This window comes from Sorangium sp. So ce321, assembly GCF_051530195.1.
Taxonomy (GTDB): domain Bacteria; phylum Myxococcota_A; class Polyangia; order Polyangiales; family Polyangiaceae; genus Sorangium.
On record NZ_CP150329.1, the window covers coordinates 6,144,602 to 6,158,361 of the forward strand.

The 13,760-nt window shown below is 71.9% G+C and carries 12 protein-coding genes; 7 read left to right on the forward strand and 5 right to left on the reverse strand.

The window, feature by feature from the left end:
* Positions 1–621 precede the first annotated feature (621 nt).
* Together WME89_RS22605 and WME89_RS22610 are read left to right on the forward strand one after the other, a co-directional pair.
* Positions 622–2,070 (forward strand): hypothetical protein, encoded by a 1,449-nt coding sequence (locus tag WME89_RS22605; RefSeq protein WP_438011196.1) that lies wholly within the window; start codon positions 622–624, stop codon positions 2,068–2,070.
* A 137-nt stretch (positions 2,071–2,207) separates the two neighbouring features.
* On the forward strand, positions 2,208–2,981 hold the full coding sequence (locus tag WME89_RS22610) for a PP2C family protein-serine/threonine phosphatase (protein ID WP_438011197.1): 774 nt from the start codon (positions 2,208–2,210) through the stop codon (positions 2,979–2,981).
* A 250-nt stretch (positions 2,982–3,231) separates the two neighbouring features.
* Here WME89_RS22610 and WME89_RS22615 read toward each other — a convergent pair whose 3' ends face one another.
* Together WME89_RS22615 and WME89_RS22620 are read right to left on the reverse strand one after the other, a co-directional pair.
* Positions 3,232–4,293: an imelysin family protein gene (locus WME89_RS22615; RefSeq protein ID WP_438011198.1), complete on the reverse strand. Its 1,062-nt coding sequence runs from the start codon at positions 4,291–4,293 to the stop codon at positions 3,232–3,234.
* A gap of 98 nt (positions 4,294–4,391) precedes the next feature.
* Positions 4,392–5,594: a di-heme oxidoredictase family protein gene (locus WME89_RS22620; RefSeq protein WP_438011199.1), complete on the reverse strand. Its 1,203-nt coding sequence runs from the start codon at positions 5,592–5,594 to the stop codon at positions 4,392–4,394.
* A gap of 214 nt (positions 5,595–5,808) precedes the next feature.
* Here WME89_RS22620 and WME89_RS22625 point away from each other — a divergent pair, with 214 nt between their 5' ends.
* A complete protein-coding gene (locus WME89_RS22625) occupies positions 5,809–6,597 on the forward strand; it encodes a hypothetical protein (RefSeq protein ID WP_438011200.1) in 789 nt (262 codons plus the stop codon).
* Positions 6,598–6,641: 44 nt separating this feature from the next.
* Here WME89_RS22625 and WME89_RS22630 read toward each other — a convergent pair whose 3' ends face one another.
* Complete coding sequence (locus WME89_RS22630; RefSeq protein ID WP_438011201.1) at positions 6,642–8,153, reverse strand: PGRS family protein; 1,512 nt, start codon at positions 8,151–8,153, stop codon at positions 6,642–6,644.
* A 299-nt stretch (positions 8,154–8,452) separates the two neighbouring features.
* Between WME89_RS22630 and WME89_RS22635 the strand changes: the two genes are divergently transcribed.
* Complete coding sequence (locus WME89_RS22635; RefSeq protein WP_438011202.1) at positions 8,453–8,953, forward strand: hypothetical protein; 501 nt, start codon at positions 8,453–8,455, stop codon at positions 8,951–8,953.
* Positions 8,954–9,034: 81 nt separating this feature from the next.
* Here WME89_RS22635 and WME89_RS22640 read toward each other — a convergent pair whose 3' ends face one another.
* Positions 9,035–10,894, reverse strand: coding sequence for an acyl-CoA dehydrogenase (locus WME89_RS22640; protein WP_438011203.1), 1,860 nt, complete (start codon positions 10,892–10,894; stop codon positions 9,035–9,037).
* Positions 10,895–11,153: 259 nt separating this feature from the next.
* On the opposite strand from WME89_RS22640, the gene greB reads away from it, so the two are divergent.
* Positions 11,154–11,627, forward strand: a complete 474-nt coding sequence (gene greB / locus WME89_RS22645) for a transcription elongation factor GreB (RefSeq protein WP_438011204.1) — start codon at positions 11,154–11,156, stop codon at positions 11,625–11,627.
* A 42-nt stretch (positions 11,628–11,669) separates the two neighbouring features.
* A complete protein-coding gene (gloA, locus tag WME89_RS22650) occupies positions 11,670–12,065 on the forward strand; it encodes a lactoylglutathione lyase (protein WP_438011205.1) in 396 nt (131 codons plus the stop codon).
* Between the two features lie 83 nt (positions 12,066–12,148).
* On the opposite strand, the gene WME89_RS22655 is transcribed toward gloA, so the two are convergent.
* Positions 12,149–13,066: a hypothetical protein gene (locus WME89_RS22655; RefSeq protein ID WP_438011206.1), complete on the reverse strand. Its 918-nt coding sequence runs from the start codon at positions 13,064–13,066 to the stop codon at positions 12,149–12,151.
* A gap of 316 nt (positions 13,067–13,382) precedes the next feature.
* Here WME89_RS22655 and WME89_RS22660 point away from each other — a divergent pair, with 316 nt between their 5' ends.
* The gene (locus WME89_RS22660; RefSeq protein WP_438011207.1) at positions 13,383–13,691 is read left to right on the forward strand and encodes a YciI family protein; all 309 of its coding nucleotides are present in this window, start codon (positions 13,383–13,385) and stop codon (positions 13,689–13,691) included.
* Positions 13,692–13,760 lie beyond the last annotated feature (69 nt).

Below are 13,760 nucleotides of genomic sequence, written 5' to 3' on the forward strand. Positions count from 1 at the left end.
GACGCCGGCCGCGAAGGGGGCGACAGGGCCGGGGCGAGGCCCCGATGAAACACGGCCAGTGCCGCGCGTACCCCGCCGCGGACAGGCGGCGGGGCTCCCGCAGGGGCTCTGACGCGCGGCACGCGATGGCCGATCAGGCATCCACCCTGACACCGCCGCTCCGGCGGCGCTCCGCAGCGCTTCTCCGCAGCCGCCCGGGCCTCCCCCCAGGCGGGCCGGCGACGCCGCGGACGTGACGACGGCGCCTCTCCCCGACACCCGCGCTCGCCCTCGCCGTGCCGCCTGGCGCCCGGCGGGCCCCGCCCCGCAAGCTGCGAGGCCTCGCGCGCTCGCTATCTCTCGCCTGCGCAGGGCCTCGCACCCGACGCCACGGCGGACGACAGGCGCCCAGCGCTCACAGTCCAGGGCGATCGTCGTGGCGCCCATGTCGAGCGTATCGCGCGGGTCGATCGACCGCTCGCTCGGCCCCTTGCCCCCGGCGCCCCCTCCTCCCCGACATCGGATCGTGACCGTTCCCTGACAATCGTGGACAGGCGCGTGTGTCACCTTGGTTAGATGCTCCATACGGTGGCAATCTCAGATATCCATCTTTGTGAGCTCGAGCCGGGTGACGGTCTGTGGATGCGCTACCGTCAGGCTCCTTACTCTCCCGATAGCGAGGTCGCGGCGATGCTGGACGCGCTCCGGGACGAGATGACGCAGGGCACCGCGCGCGGCGCGGGGCGCCATGAGCTCACGCTGGTGCTCAACGGTGATGTGTTCGATTTTGATGCGCCGCGCGTCATCGACCAGAAGAGCGTCTTTCACGACCTACCCCGCAGCGCCGAGCATGCGGTCCCGGCCATGGCCGCGATCCTCGCGGACCACCCGGTGTTCATCGAGGCGCTGGGCCGGGTCGTCGCGGATGGACACACCGTCGTGTTCATCTCCGGCAACCACGACGTCCAGCTCACGTTGCCCGAGGTGCGCGACACGATCCGGGCCCGCGTCGTCGAGGCGGCGCTCGCCGCGCTGGGCGACACGTCGCGCGCCGACGCGAGCGCGTCGGCGCTCGGCGAGCGCGTCGTCTTCCGCGCCTGGTTCCACAAGACGCCGGACGGCATCATCGTGGAGCACGGCAACCAGTACGACGCCTATTGCAGCTACCGCTACCCGATGGTCCCGTTCGGGCGGAAGCCGGGCGAGATCCAGCCGACCATGGGCTCGCTCGTGTGCCGGTTGCTCGTCTCCAGGATGGGCTACTTCAACCCGCACGTGGACTCCTCGTTCATGCTGTCCGCGTTCGGTTACCTCGCGCACTGGGCCCGGTACTACATGTTCTCGCGCCAGTCGCTCGCGGGGGCCTGGGCGCTCGGCGCGCTCCGCACGGTGGTCGAGCTCGTGCGCCGGCGCGAGCCGGAGCGGCGCGCTCGCCTGCGCGAGTGCCTCACCGCCGCGGCGCAGGAGACGGGCGCCCCGCTCCGCGCCGTGGCCCGCCACGCCCGCCTCTTCGCGCCCCCGGCCGAGGACCGCCTGCGGCTCGTCGCGCGCGAGCTCTGGCTCGACCGGGCGCTCCTGGCGCTGCTCACGGTCACTCTGGCGCTCGTGTGGCTGCTGCTCGTCCCGGGCTGGCTCGCGCCCGCGGCGCTGGTCGCGCCGGCCGGGCTCGTCGTCTACGAGCGCCTCGTGCCGAAGCTCCCGCTCGACGCGACGTGGCAGCGGGTCAGCCGCGCCGCGCGCCAGGTCGCCCGCGCCCACCGCGCCCGCGCGGTGATCTTCGGCCACACGCACACGCCCGAGGGGGTCTGGGAGGGCGGGCTGTTCTTCGGCAACACCGGCTCGTGGTCTGCTGCCTTCCAGGACGTCGCGTGCACCAAGCCGGTCTTCGCCGCGCGCCCTCTGGTGTGGCTCCGGTCCGACCCGGGGGCGGGCAGCTCTGCGCGCCTCGCGGGCGGGCTCGTGACGTGGAAGAGCGGCCGGTTCGAGGCTCTCACCGCGAGCGTCCCGCCGCCGGCCGGGCAGCGCGCCGAGCCGCAGGGCTCACCCTGCCCGTCGCTCCAGTCGCCGGCGACCGCAGCGCTGCGTACGTAATCCGTACGAAAAAAGCGTCCGCGCCCGAGCGCGCCGGCGCTCCCCGTCCGGATCGCGCCCTTCCTGACTTGCGCGGGGCGTCCGGTCGCTGGATGCTGCCGGGGTATCGACATGCGTTCCGCCGACGAGGAAGCTCCGTGAACTCCCAGCTCCGTATCGAAGCCGCCGGTGACAGCCACGTTGGCCGCCAGCGCGAGCACAACGAGGACAGCTTCGCTGTCGACCTCGATCTGGGCCTCTTCGTCGTCGCGGACGGCATCGGCGGCGCTGCCGGCGGGGAGATCGCGTCGCGGATGGCGGTCGACATCGTCCAGTCGTTCTGCCGGGACAGCGAGAGCGAGATCACCCAGCCCACGGGGTACGACGAGCTGGCGGGGCCTCTCGAGGTGCGCCTGGTCTCGTCCATCTGGCGCGCGAACGAGCGCATCTTCGAGGTGGGCCAGCGCGACCCGCGCTTCTACGGCATGGGGACCACGTTCGCGGGCGTCTATGCCGACGCGACCTCCGCGTGCATCGCGCACGTCGGCGACAGCCGGGTGTACCGTTACCGCGAGCGCCGGCTCGAGCGGCTCACGGAGGACCACTCGCTCTGGAACGAGCACCTGCGCAGCGGCGAGCAGCTACCCGACGACGTGGATCCGCTGCTCGCCCGCAACGTCGTGACGCGCGCGCTCGGGATGGGAAAGACGGTCGACGTGGCGACGCGCATCGAGCAGCCGCAGCCCGGAGATCTCCTGCTGATCTGCTCGGACGGCCTCTCCGGCCCGGTCCCCGACACGGAGATCGCCCACGCGCTGGCGCGCAGCGACGATCTCGCCGCCACGGCGCGCTCGCTGATCGATCTCGCCAACCTGCACGGCGGCCCCGACAACGTGACGTGCGTACTGGTCCGATGGACCCCGGCCCCCTGACCGCCCCCTGACGCCCGCGCCCGGCAGCGCCCGTCTCTGGCCCGGCAGCGCCCGTCTCCGGCCCGGCAGCGCCCGTCTCCGGCCCGGCAGCGCCCGTCTCCGGCCCGGCAGCGCCCATCTCCCGACCGTATGCGGCGGTCACCCGCACAGGAGACGGGCCCAGATCGGCGTTTTCGGCGCGGAGGCGTACTCCTGTACGCCGAGCACCGAAAACGTCGAGGTGGGCCCGTCTCCGAAGCGGGTGCCCGCCTCAGGGAAGCTGGTCGATGCCGAGGAGATCTGCCGACCGGGTCATGTCGTGGGCGAGCGAGCCCGGGGTCGCGTCGTCGCTCTCGCGCTTCACCAGCGAGAACAGCTCTCCGAACGGGGTCGCGAGTTGCTCCTCCGTGGGCGCCTCCTCGCTCCACCCCTCGGGCAGCGGCGGCAGCGCGTCGCCCTCGATGGCGTCGTACGCGCTCGACAGCCGGTCGAAGCCGGCGAGGACCGCCTTGTCGACCTCCGCGCCCTCGGCGCCCTTCGTGAGGAGCCACGGCTGGAAGGCCTCGTACGTCGCCTCGCCGGCCGCGACGTTCGCGCGCATGTCGGCCAGCGTGTACTGGGCGTAGCGCGACTCCTCCTCTCCAGTCGCCGCCTTGCTGGTCTTCTCGACCTGCTCCAGGATGGAGTTGATGACCCCGCGGTACGCGGACGGCGCGTCGAGCGCGAGGCCGCGGAACTCGGTCTTCATCGCCTCCGCTTCGGCTGCGAGGCGCGCGCAGAGCTCGTCCTTGAACGCCGCCGCCTCGGCCTCGGCGGCGGGGAAGGCGGCGGCCTTGTAGTTCGGGAGCGCCGACTCGAACGCGAGCACCGGCTCCGGGACCCGGTCCGCCCAGAGGATGCGCTCGACGGCGTGCACGCCGGTCACCCCCTCTTCATCGAACAGGTCGTCGTCGGCCGCGACCTCGATGAACGCGTCGTAGCGGGCGTCGGTCGAGTAGTCGAACTCCGGAAAGACGACCGCGATGGCCCCCTCGACGCGCTCGTACGACTGCCGCGCCCGCTTCCACTCGGCCTTCATGGCGGCGACGGCCTCCTCGTCGCTCGTCGCGCTCCACCCGTCCGCGTCTGGCTCGGGCGCGGCCGCCTGGAGCGCGGCCGTCGCGGCGGCGAACTCATCGAGGTTGTCCTGGATGTAGGCCTTCACGTCGAGCACGGCGTTCCGCTCGTACTCCGCGTCGGAGAGCAGCGCCTCGTTGTCGCTTCCACAGGCGGGGAGCGAGAGGGCGGCGGCGGCGATGGCCAGACCGGACCGCAGGCAGGCAGGGATGTACATGAATGTCCGAGCTCCTTGTCGCGGCTCGCCTCCAGCGAGCGCACGAAGTGCAATTTCGCGAGCGCGCGCGTCGATCACGGCGGGCGCGCCCGCGTCGATCAGAGCGAGCGTACGAAGTCGATGAGGGCCTCGCGATCCTCACGGGAGAGCGCGCGGAACGCGGCGACCGAGGCGGCGGCCTCGGACCCCTCGCCGTCGTGGAGCAGGATCGCCTGCTCGATCGTCCTGGCGCGGCCGTCGTGGAGGTACGCGGTGCTGTGGCGCATGCCGATGAGCGGCGCCGTCCGCCAGGAGACGGAGCTCGCCGACTCGTCGGCCAGCCCGTCGGCGAGGTCGGGGCCGAGGTCGTGCAGGAGGAAATCGGTGTAGACGGGGGCGTCGATGTCCGCGAGTTGCTCGATCGGGTAGTCGGCGCGCGTCCGCAGCGAGGGGACGTGGCAGGCGGCGCAGTCGGCCTCCTCGAACAGCGCCTCGCCGCGCGCGTCGGCGGGCGCGCGCCTCGGGATCTCGAGCAGGCGCATGTAGTCCGCGACGGCGTTCACCGTGTCGAGGACGACGTCCTCGCCCGGCTTGGCGTCGTCCGTGAGCCCGTCGGGGTTCGGCAGCTCCTGGGGGCGGAGCGGCGAGGTGATGCCCATGTCGCCCTGGTAGGCGTCGGCCGTGAAGTCGTCGAGCGTGGCGACCCGCGCCTTGAACCCGAAGCGGCCGATGAGGTTCTCGTCGCCCTCGGCGAAGGTGTGGAACGTCTCGTCCCCGTTCTTCTTCGAGTGGAACACCACGCGGTTGATGCGCCCGCGGATGGCGTCGCCGCGCGCCGCCTGCTCGGCCGCGACCCGCTCGATCTCGGCGTCGTCGACCGCCTCCATGTAGCCGCGCCCGAACACGGGCGGACCGAGGCGCTGCGAGAGCTTGATGGTCACGTCGGCCCCGGGCAGCGAGAGGGTCGTCGCCCCAGCGACGCCGTAAGGCCGCATCGTATGGCCGTAGGGGAGCCCCGCCTGATCCACCGCCGGCGTCAGCCCGTCGGCCTCCATGAGCACCATCTTCTGGACGGCGCCCGGGCCGCGCGCGGCCCCCTCGTGGCACCCGGCGCACGAGGCGCGGATGTACAGCGGCCCGAGCCCGTCGCGCTCGCGAAAGACGAAGTCGAAGAGCGCGTCGCCGTCCTTGAACCGAGCCACCTGCTCCCTGGAGGAGCCGTGCAGGGGGATGTCGCTGAGATCGTCGCCGATCAGCTGGATGCCCGCCAGCGGATCCGGATCGTCGGAAGGGGACTCCGCCCCGCAGCCTGCGTTGAACACCAACGGAACCGCGAGAAACAACGCAAATCGCGACATGTCAGCGACGCGTAGCGTAAATGAAAGTCAATGTCAACAACCTCGGTGGGTGTGGGCCTGGCGCGCGGGGCGACGGCTCGCGCGCGGAAGCGCGGGCCTCCTCGCGAAGCGCGGCGGAGGCTCCGGCGTTAGACTGGGTGGAGCCGGCGCGGACAGGGCTCACGCTGGAGGACAGCGGATGAAGCAGCGAGACGACGAGCGGCGCGCGGCATCGAGGGCCCTCCGGGATGGGCTGCGGGAGCTCGATCGGAACGAGGAGCGCCGCGCCGCTCACCGGGCGCTGAGCGCTGGCTGGCTCCGGTACATGGGCCCTGGCTACGGCAACGACATCTGCTCGATGTGCGGCGCCCTCCTCGAGCGGGGCACCGCGTACATGCACTGCGCGTCGTGCCTGGCGACGCGCGGGATCCACGAGCAGGCGCTGCTCCGCGCCTGCGCGCGGGCGATGGCGGACGAGTGGCCGTTCGGGGACCGCCGGCTCGACGGCAGGCGCTGGGCGCACGCGCTGATCGCGTTCTGGCGGAACCACGTCGATCCCATGGAGTCGAGGGCGGTCCCGTACCGGAACAGCACGCTGGAGTCCGCCTTTTACTACATGAAGCGGCGCCTCTCCGAGGCGGGGCTCGCGCAGGTCTGGACGGTGCCTGACGAGAGCCAGCGCGGGCTCGAGCCAGCGATGGTCGTGCGCGCGCGGGGCGAGACGCTGGCGATCGGCGTCGCCACCCAGCGGCGCATCGCGACGACCGAGGACGGGGCGCGCGGCGAGCACGTGGCGCTGTTCGACGAGTTCCTCCGCCTCGCTGGCGAGCAGGAGGGCTTCCTCGTGGTCGAGAAGCTGAGCCGGCGCGCGCGTCGCGAGGCGCCCATCAAGGAGATCGCGGCGACCACCGCGGGAGGGCGCCGCGTGACGCAGCTCCGCTGCATGCAGGAAGACCGGAGCTGGCCCGTGCCGCCCGCGCCCGACTAGACGCCCTTCCGACGGCCCGGCGGCGGCCGCGGCGGCCAACCGCGCTACCGCTGCTGCTCTACGTCGTGGATCTCGGCCGCCACGCCGTCCGCCCCCTTGTGCTCCGGCGCGGCCCCGAGCCCGCCAGCGCCGGCCTCGCCGAGCTCGATGGTAGTCCGCGTGAGGTCGGGCTCCCTGACCGCGAACGCCACGGCGATCGAGTGACCGCCGAGCCCGCCGCCGCCCTGGCCTCCCTTGCCACCCCTGCCGCCCTTGCCCCCGCCGCAGGCGGAGTTCAGCGCGGTGGCCTTGCCCAGGATGCCGCCTGAGCCGCCCAGGCCGCCCTCGCCGCCCTCCTGGCCCTTGCCCCCGTCGCCGCCCTTGCCGCCGCGGCCGGTCTTCAGCACCACGTCCTCGAAGTGGGCCGTCGCGCTCCCGGCGAACACGGCGATGCTCGCCCCGCCGGCGCCTCCGGCGATGCCACCGAGCCCGCCGCAGCCGCCCGCGCCGCCCGAGCCGCCGCCTGCGCCGCCCGCCGAGGTCGCGAAGGGGCACATCAGCGTGCCCGTCCCGCCCTTTCCGGCGCCTCCGCCACCGCCGCCTTGGCCGGGCTTCCCCGGCGTGCCGTTGCTGGCGAGGGGACCTGTGTACCCCTCCAGGAACAGCCAGCCGAAGCCCGTCGCCCCCGCGCCCGGCGCGCCGTCCACCCCGTCCTCGCCGTTCCTGCCCGCCGTGCAGGTGCTCGTCCCTGTCTCGCCGTTCCCGCCGTTCGCCCCTTCGCCTGGGACCCCGTCCTTCCCGTCGTCGCCCGACGAGATCCGCCCCGTCCCGCCGGAGCCGCCGCGCGAGTCGTCCGAGCGATCGTCGGGCGTACCGCAGGTGTTGTTCACCGGGACGCCGCCGACGACGGTCGATGACGTGCACGCGGCGTTGCCGAAGTTGCCTACCTTGCCCGACTCCGCAGGGTCGTTCACGAACGAATCCCCTGGCGCGCCCGGCGCCCCGTCGCCTGCCTCGATCGTGCTCCGCCGGAAGTAGAGCGGGATCCCCGAGGTGTTCGCGGCGATCGACGAACGGCCCGCCAGCTCCGTGCGGCTCGGCGGGATCGAGCGCGCGATGACGTGGACGTCCTCGAGCACCGCGACGCCGTTGCCGCCGTGGAACGAGAGCGGCGTCTCGCCCTCGGGCGCGGTGAGCGTGGTCTTCTCCTTGTCGCCTATCCAGCGCCAGTCATGCTCGCAATCGAGCCCGCCGTAGATCGTGTATCCGCCGGGCACGAGCAGCGGCTCTTCGAACGTCTCGGCGCAGAGGTAGATACGCCCTCCCTTTTGCCCCACGACCTGGAGCGCCTTCGCGATCGTCTTCAACGGCGCCCCCGGGAGCCCGGCGTTGCCGTCCTTTCCGAGCCTCGAGGCGACCCATCTCCCGCACTCCCGGCTCACAGGCTCCGCGTTCTTGCTCGGCGTACAAGCGTCGTCGGACAAACCACCTTCGGGGTACCCGCCCAGGGTGCTGTTGCTCGCGTCGTCGACGATGCAACCGCTCGTCCCGCCCGCAGCCGCAATGAAGCCTACCAATACCAGCGCATCAGGTTTGAATTGAAATCCCATACTATTCTTATTCCGGCCAACGCCGCGCCTTTTCCAGGCAAACCGACGTGGCGCGCCCCGCGCGACGCGATCTCCCCGCGCTCCACGCGCTCCACGCGCGCCACGCGCTCCACGCGCGCCACGCCTGATTCCCTCATCACGGCCGCGCTCGCCCCGGGCTCTCGGCATATCGCGCGTACACATGCGCGCGCGCGTGTGTACGCGCGCGAAGCGCGTCTGCCGAGTTGAGTTGCCCATCGCGGGGTCTTTCGTGAGAACATCGGCCCATGAGCGCGAATGCGATGAGCGCGAACGTGAGGGACCTCGTGCGCGAGCTGCTCGAGGCCGGCGGCGGGGAGCCGATCGAGGGCGGCCGCTTCCTGCCGCTCGTCACGCTCGAGTCGGGCGCGCGGGTGGGGCTCGACAGCGCGGCGACCTGGGTCTTCGCGCCCGAGGGCGGCGGGGCGGCTCAGGCCTTCGCGCCCGAGCGCGGGCGGATCTTCTTCGAGGTGGTGGAGTCGAAGCGCGACGACTTCGACGCGAGCATCGAGGCGGCCGCGAAGGCGGCGGGCTTGCCCCCCGAGGAGGTCGCGTTCTCGTTCCCCGCGGCCGACGTGGTCCGGGCGGTGCTCGCGCGCGGCCTGCCGAGCATGATGCGGCTCGCGCTCGCGTGGCTCCGGCTGACCGAGGCGCGCGCGCTCCGCGCCGACATCATGGCCGTCTCGCGCGACCCGACCATGCCGGTGCCCATCCGGGACCTGGCCGAGCGGCTCACGGTCCCCGAATGAACGAGCGCCCGCCCGCTCGCGCCGGCGCCCCGCCCTGAAGCGGGGCCGGCGCGGCGCGCGCGAGCTACGGGGAGAGGCAGCTCAGAGGGTCGCGAACGCCTCGACCGGGATGTCGAGGGCGGACGAGTCCTCGCGGCCGAGGAGCTCGGCGGAGAACTTCGCGTGCGGCAGCACGTTGGCGGCGAAGTAGAGGGCCGCGTGCTTCTTGCCCTCGTAGAAGGCGCGGTCCTTCGCGCCGGCGTCGCCGGCCGGGAGGCCCTCCAGCGCCTTGAGCGCGATGGCCGCGCCGTCGAGCAGGAGCCAGCCGATCGCGAGCTCGCTCATCATCTCGAGGAAGCGGTTCGCGGCGAGCGGCACCATCGGCATCTTGCCCATCTGGAACCACGAGAGCAGCCGCATGGCGGTGCCGGCGACGGCCTCGTGCGCCTCGCGCAGCTCCTTGACGCTCGCCGCGAGGACGGGGTGCTTCTCGTTCGCCTTCACGAACTCGGCCACGTCGTTCAGGAAGGCCTGCAGGTTGGCCCCGCCGGCCTGGCCGAGCTTGCGCCCGACGAGGTCCATCGCCTGGATGTGGTTCGTGCCCTCGTAGATCGAGAAGACCTTCGCGTCGCGGCAGTACTGCTCGACCGGGTAGTCCTTCGTGTACCCGGCGCCGCCGAAGGTCTGGATCGCCGTCTCGCAGACGCGGAACGCCTGATCGGACGCGTAGGCCTTCACGAGCGGCACGAGCAGGTCGACCTGCCCCTGGTTGTAGGCGGCCGCGCGGTCGTCCTTGCCCTGGTAGACGGCGACAGCGTCCTGGTGGCGCGTGAGCTTGACGATGAGCGCGCGGATGCCCTCCACGCGGCTCTTCATGTCGAGCAGCATCCGCCGCACGTCCGGGTGCTCGATGATCGGCACGCGCGGCGCGGTCGCGTCCTTCCACTGGACGATCGACGGGCCCTGCTTGCGGTCCTTCGCGTACTCGAGCGCGTTCAGGTACGCCGACGACGCGACCGACACGCCCTGCAGGCCGACGGAGATGCGCGCGCCGTTCATCATGCGGAACATCTGCGGCATCCCCTGGTGCTCGACGGTGCCGACGAGCTCCCCGAGACAGCCGTCGTTCTCGCCGAAGTTGAGCACGCAGGTCGACGACCCGTTGATGCCCATCTTGTGCTCGATGTTGCCGACGAGGACGTCGTTCGGCTCGCCGAGCGAGCCGTCGTCGTTCACCCGGACCTTCGGCACGATGAAGAGGCTGAGCCCCTTCGTGCCGGGGGGCGCGCCCTCGATGCGGGCGAGCACGAGGTGGACGATGTTCTCGGTGAGGTCGTGGTCGCCGCTGGAGATGAAGATCTTCGTGCCGCGGATGAGGTACTTGCCGTCCTTCTGCTTCACCGCGACCGTCCGCGACGAACCGACGTCGGAGCCCGCGTGCGGCTCGGTCAGGCACATCGTCCCGCCCCACTGCCCGCCGTACATCCGCTTCATGTAGATGTCGCGCTGCCTCGGCGTCCCGAAGTACTCGATCACCTCACCGGCGCCGTACGTCAGCCCGGCGTACATGTTGAATGCCGTGTTCGAGCCGCAGAGGAACTCCTCGACCATCGTGTAGAGCGTGAACGGCCCGCCCTGGCCGTCGTAGGTCGGCGAGACGGCGATCGACTTCCACCCGGCCTCGTACAGCTTGTCCCACGCTTCCTTGAAGCCGGGCGGCGCCTTCACCTGGCCGCCCTCGATCCGACACCCGACCCGGTCGCCGACCACGTTGAGGGGACCGCAGACCTCGCACGCGAACTTGTACGCTTCGTCGAGGACCATCGAGACCTCGTCGCGCCCCCACGCCTCGAACGGCCCGCTGCCGAGCAGCTCGTCCAGGCGGAATTGCTCGAACAGGAGGAAGCGGATCTCGCGGAGGTCAGCCTTGTAGCGGTTCTGGTGGGTTTGGGCATTCGACATGGGAGACCTCCTCGTTGCCGCGGCGATGGACGCTGGTAGCCGGGTCTCCTCCCGGTCTTCCGCGCAGCCGCGGCATAGTTCTTCATTCGCCTAGCATGTCGCCGCGTCGCGTCAACATGCGTCCGCGACGCGGGGGCTATGTCCTGGAGATCAGAGGGGATCGGGGCGTTCGCCGGGGGGGTCGGGGCGCCCCCGGGTCCGGGCTCGACGGCGGTGGATCTGGCGGGCGGCGCGGCGTAGGCTCCGTCGCGATCGAACCATGTCCGACCCGGCTTACATCACGCCCAGCGGGGCCAGGAAGCTGTCCGAGGAGCTCGCGCGGCTCCGCTCCGTGGAGCGGCCGCGCATCGTCCAGGAGGTCGCCGACGCGGCGGCGCAGGGCGACCGGTCCGAGAACGCCGAGTACATCTACGGCAAGAAGAAGCTGCGCGAGATCGACCGGCGGATGCACTTCCTGACCAAGCGGCTGGAGAAGGCCGTGGTGGTCGATCCGGCGGAGCAGCGCGGCGACAAGGTCTTCTTCGGCGCGACGGTCGAGATCGAGGACGAGGACGGCGCGCGCCACACCTACCAGATCGTGGGCGAGGACGAGATCGACAGCGGGGTCGGGCGCATCAGCTGGCGCTCGCCGGTCGGCCGCTCGCTCCTCGGCAAGCGCGCGGGCGACGTGATCACGGTGCGCCGCCCGGCGGGCGAGACGGAGATGGAGATCATCTCGGTGCGTTACGGCTGAGCGCCGCGCGGGCGCTCACCCGGAGGAGGAGACAGAGACGGCATGAGGATCTTGCACACGATGCTGCGGGTCGGCGATCTCGAGCGCTCGATCGGCTTCTACAGGGACGTGCTCGGGATGCAGCTCCTGTCGCGGCAGGACTACCCCGAGGGCAAGTTCACGCTGTGCTTCCTCGGCTACGGGAGGAACCCGGAGCACGCGGAGCTCGAGCTCACGCACAACTGGGGCGTCGAGAAGTACGAGCTCGGCACGGCGTACGGCCACGTCGCGCTCGGCGTGGACGACATTCACGGGGCCTGCGACCGCATCCGCGCGGCGGGCGGGAAGATCACGCGCGAGCCGGGCCCGATGAAGCACGGCAAGACCGTGATCGCGTTCGTCGAGGATCCGGACGGCTACAAGGTAGAGCTCATCGAGGAGTCGAGCCGCAACCGGTAGCCCGGCAGATCGGTCGCCTCGAGGGCGGCGGAGGCCTGGTCGAGCGCGTCGAGCGCTCGCCCAGGCCTCGCGCGCGCGGGCGATCAGGCGTTGGCGACCGGCTCGGCGTCGTTCGCCGGCTCGGCGGAGGAGAGGGCGCCGTCGGCGGCCGCGGACGCCTCGTCGGCGGGCAGCTTCGCCGGCGCCTCGGACGACGCGCCGCTCGCGGCCGCGGCGGCCTTCTCGGCGTTCGGGCGGCGGCCGCGCGGCTTCTGCAGCAGCGACGGGGCCAGGTCGCCGTCGCCGCCCTCGTGCCAGCGCAGGTAAGCGACGGCGCGGCGGCACTCCTCGTAGGCCTTGGCGACAAGGGAGATCGAGCGGGCGCGGCGATCGCCGGCGTCGGTGATCTTCGGCGCGGCGGACGAGCCCTTGCCGGGCTTCGCGGCGAGCGCGGCGAGCAGGCGCACGCCGAGGTCCGCGGCCCGCTCGAGCTCCTCGTCCTCGACCGCCGTCTTCGCGCGGACCTTGTCCCAGGAGCCGCGGAAGAGCTCGGCGAGGGCGATGAGATCGCTCGCGAGATCCGTGTGGCCCTTGCCTTTGCGGATGTCGGCGACGCGCTGCTTGTCGATCAGGTTGCGGTAGGCGAGGGCCTCGGCCGCGACGAGGAGCCCTTCGCGCAGCGCGGCGGCGTCCTCGGTGAGCTTCTTCGCGTCGAGCTCGCTCGCGGGCGTGCTGTAGAGGAGGTCGGCGTACCAGGCGGCGAGGGCGTAGTCCTCGAGCTCGTCCAGCATCTCGATCGGGTGGTTCGGGAGATCGCGGACGATCTCGTCGCGGAGCTCGCGCAGGTGGGGCAGGGCGGAGAGCACGGAGCTCACGGCCCTGGGGACCTCGACGTAGACGGTCACGAGGTCGTCGGGGCCGAGCTCGAGGAGCTTCGGCTCAACGCGGCCGTACGCCGCGAGCGCGGCGGCCGGCGAGGACGGGAGAATGGGAGCAGGTGCTGCTTTCGGGGGTCGCGCCATACAGGTGTCTCCAGCGGAGGGCGCGCACACTGCCAGACGGAAGGGCGAAGGGAAAGGGGCGCGTGCACCGGCGGTCGGTCGACGAGCCTCCCCGTCCGGCGGCGCCGCGCTCCGCGGGCGCCGGTGCCGCTTCGAGCGACATTGCGCAAGCCCGTTCGCTTTTGCCGCCGCGTTTTTTTCGCATCTCGCAGCTCACCGCGGCTGGCGGCGCGTGGCCCGGGGTGTTCGCGCGGCTTCGAGCGCCGGGCGCGTCCGGAGGCGGTGCGCGGCATCGTTGTCATGGCGCAGAGGAGGTAAGCTCGCGCGCGGAGGAATCATGTACGCGATTGCGATCATCCGTTACCGGCGGCCGCTCGATGAGGTGCTGAAGGTCGTCGACGAGCACCGCGCTTATCTGAAGCGGCTCCTCGATCAGGGGCTGCTGCTCGCGTCAGGGCCGTTCGATCCGCGCCATGGCGGGGCGCTCCTGCTCCGGGTGCCGGACGAGGCGGTCGCGGCGACGCTGGATCAGATCCGGGACGACGATCCCTTCATCCGGAAGGGGGTCGCGCAGTACGAGCTCCTGCCCTGGGCGCCGGTGCTCGGGAAGGAGGAGCTCGACAAGGTCTTCTCCAGGACGCCCTGAAGGCGCCGCCGGGCGCGCCGACGCTCGCCCCGAGCTCGTCGTCGGCGCGCGGCGCGCCGACGCTCGCCC

What these genes read in the sequence shown, in the direction of transcription:
- WME89_RS22605 (WP_438011196.1), top strand. Translation starts at nt 622, where the DNA reads ATGCGCTACCGTCAGGCTCCTTACTCTCCCGATAGCGAGGTCGCGGCG.
- WME89_RS22615 (WP_438011198.1), bottom strand. Translation starts at nt 4,293, where the DNA reads ATGTACATCCCTGCCTGCCTGCGGTCCGGTCTGGCCATCGCCGCCGCC.
- WME89_RS22625 (WP_438011200.1), top strand. Translation starts at nt 5,809, where the DNA reads ATGAAGCAGCGAGACGACGAGCGGCGCGCGGCATCGAGGGCCCTCCGG.
- WME89_RS22635 (WP_438011202.1), top strand. Translation starts at nt 8,453, where the DNA reads ATGAGCGCGAATGCGATGAGCGCGAACGTGAGGGACCTCGTGCGCGAG.
- WME89_RS22640 (WP_438011203.1), bottom strand. Translation starts at nt 10,894, where the DNA reads ATGTCGAATGCCCAAACCCACCAGAACCGCTACAAGGCTGACCTCCGC.
- greB (WP_438011204.1), top strand. Translation starts at nt 11,154, where the DNA reads ATGTCCGACCCGGCTTACATCACGCCCAGCGGGGCCAGGAAGCTGTCC.
- gloA (WP_438011205.1), top strand. Translation starts at nt 11,670, where the DNA reads ATGAGGATCTTGCACACGATGCTGCGGGTCGGCGATCTCGAGCGCTCG.
- WME89_RS22655 (WP_438011206.1), bottom strand. Translation starts at nt 13,066, where the DNA reads ATGGCGCGACCCCCGAAAGCAGCACCTGCTCCCATTCTCCCGTCCTCG.
- WME89_RS22660 (WP_438011207.1), top strand. Translation starts at nt 13,383, where the DNA reads ATGTACGCGATTGCGATCATCCGTTACCGGCGGCCGCTCGATGAGGTG.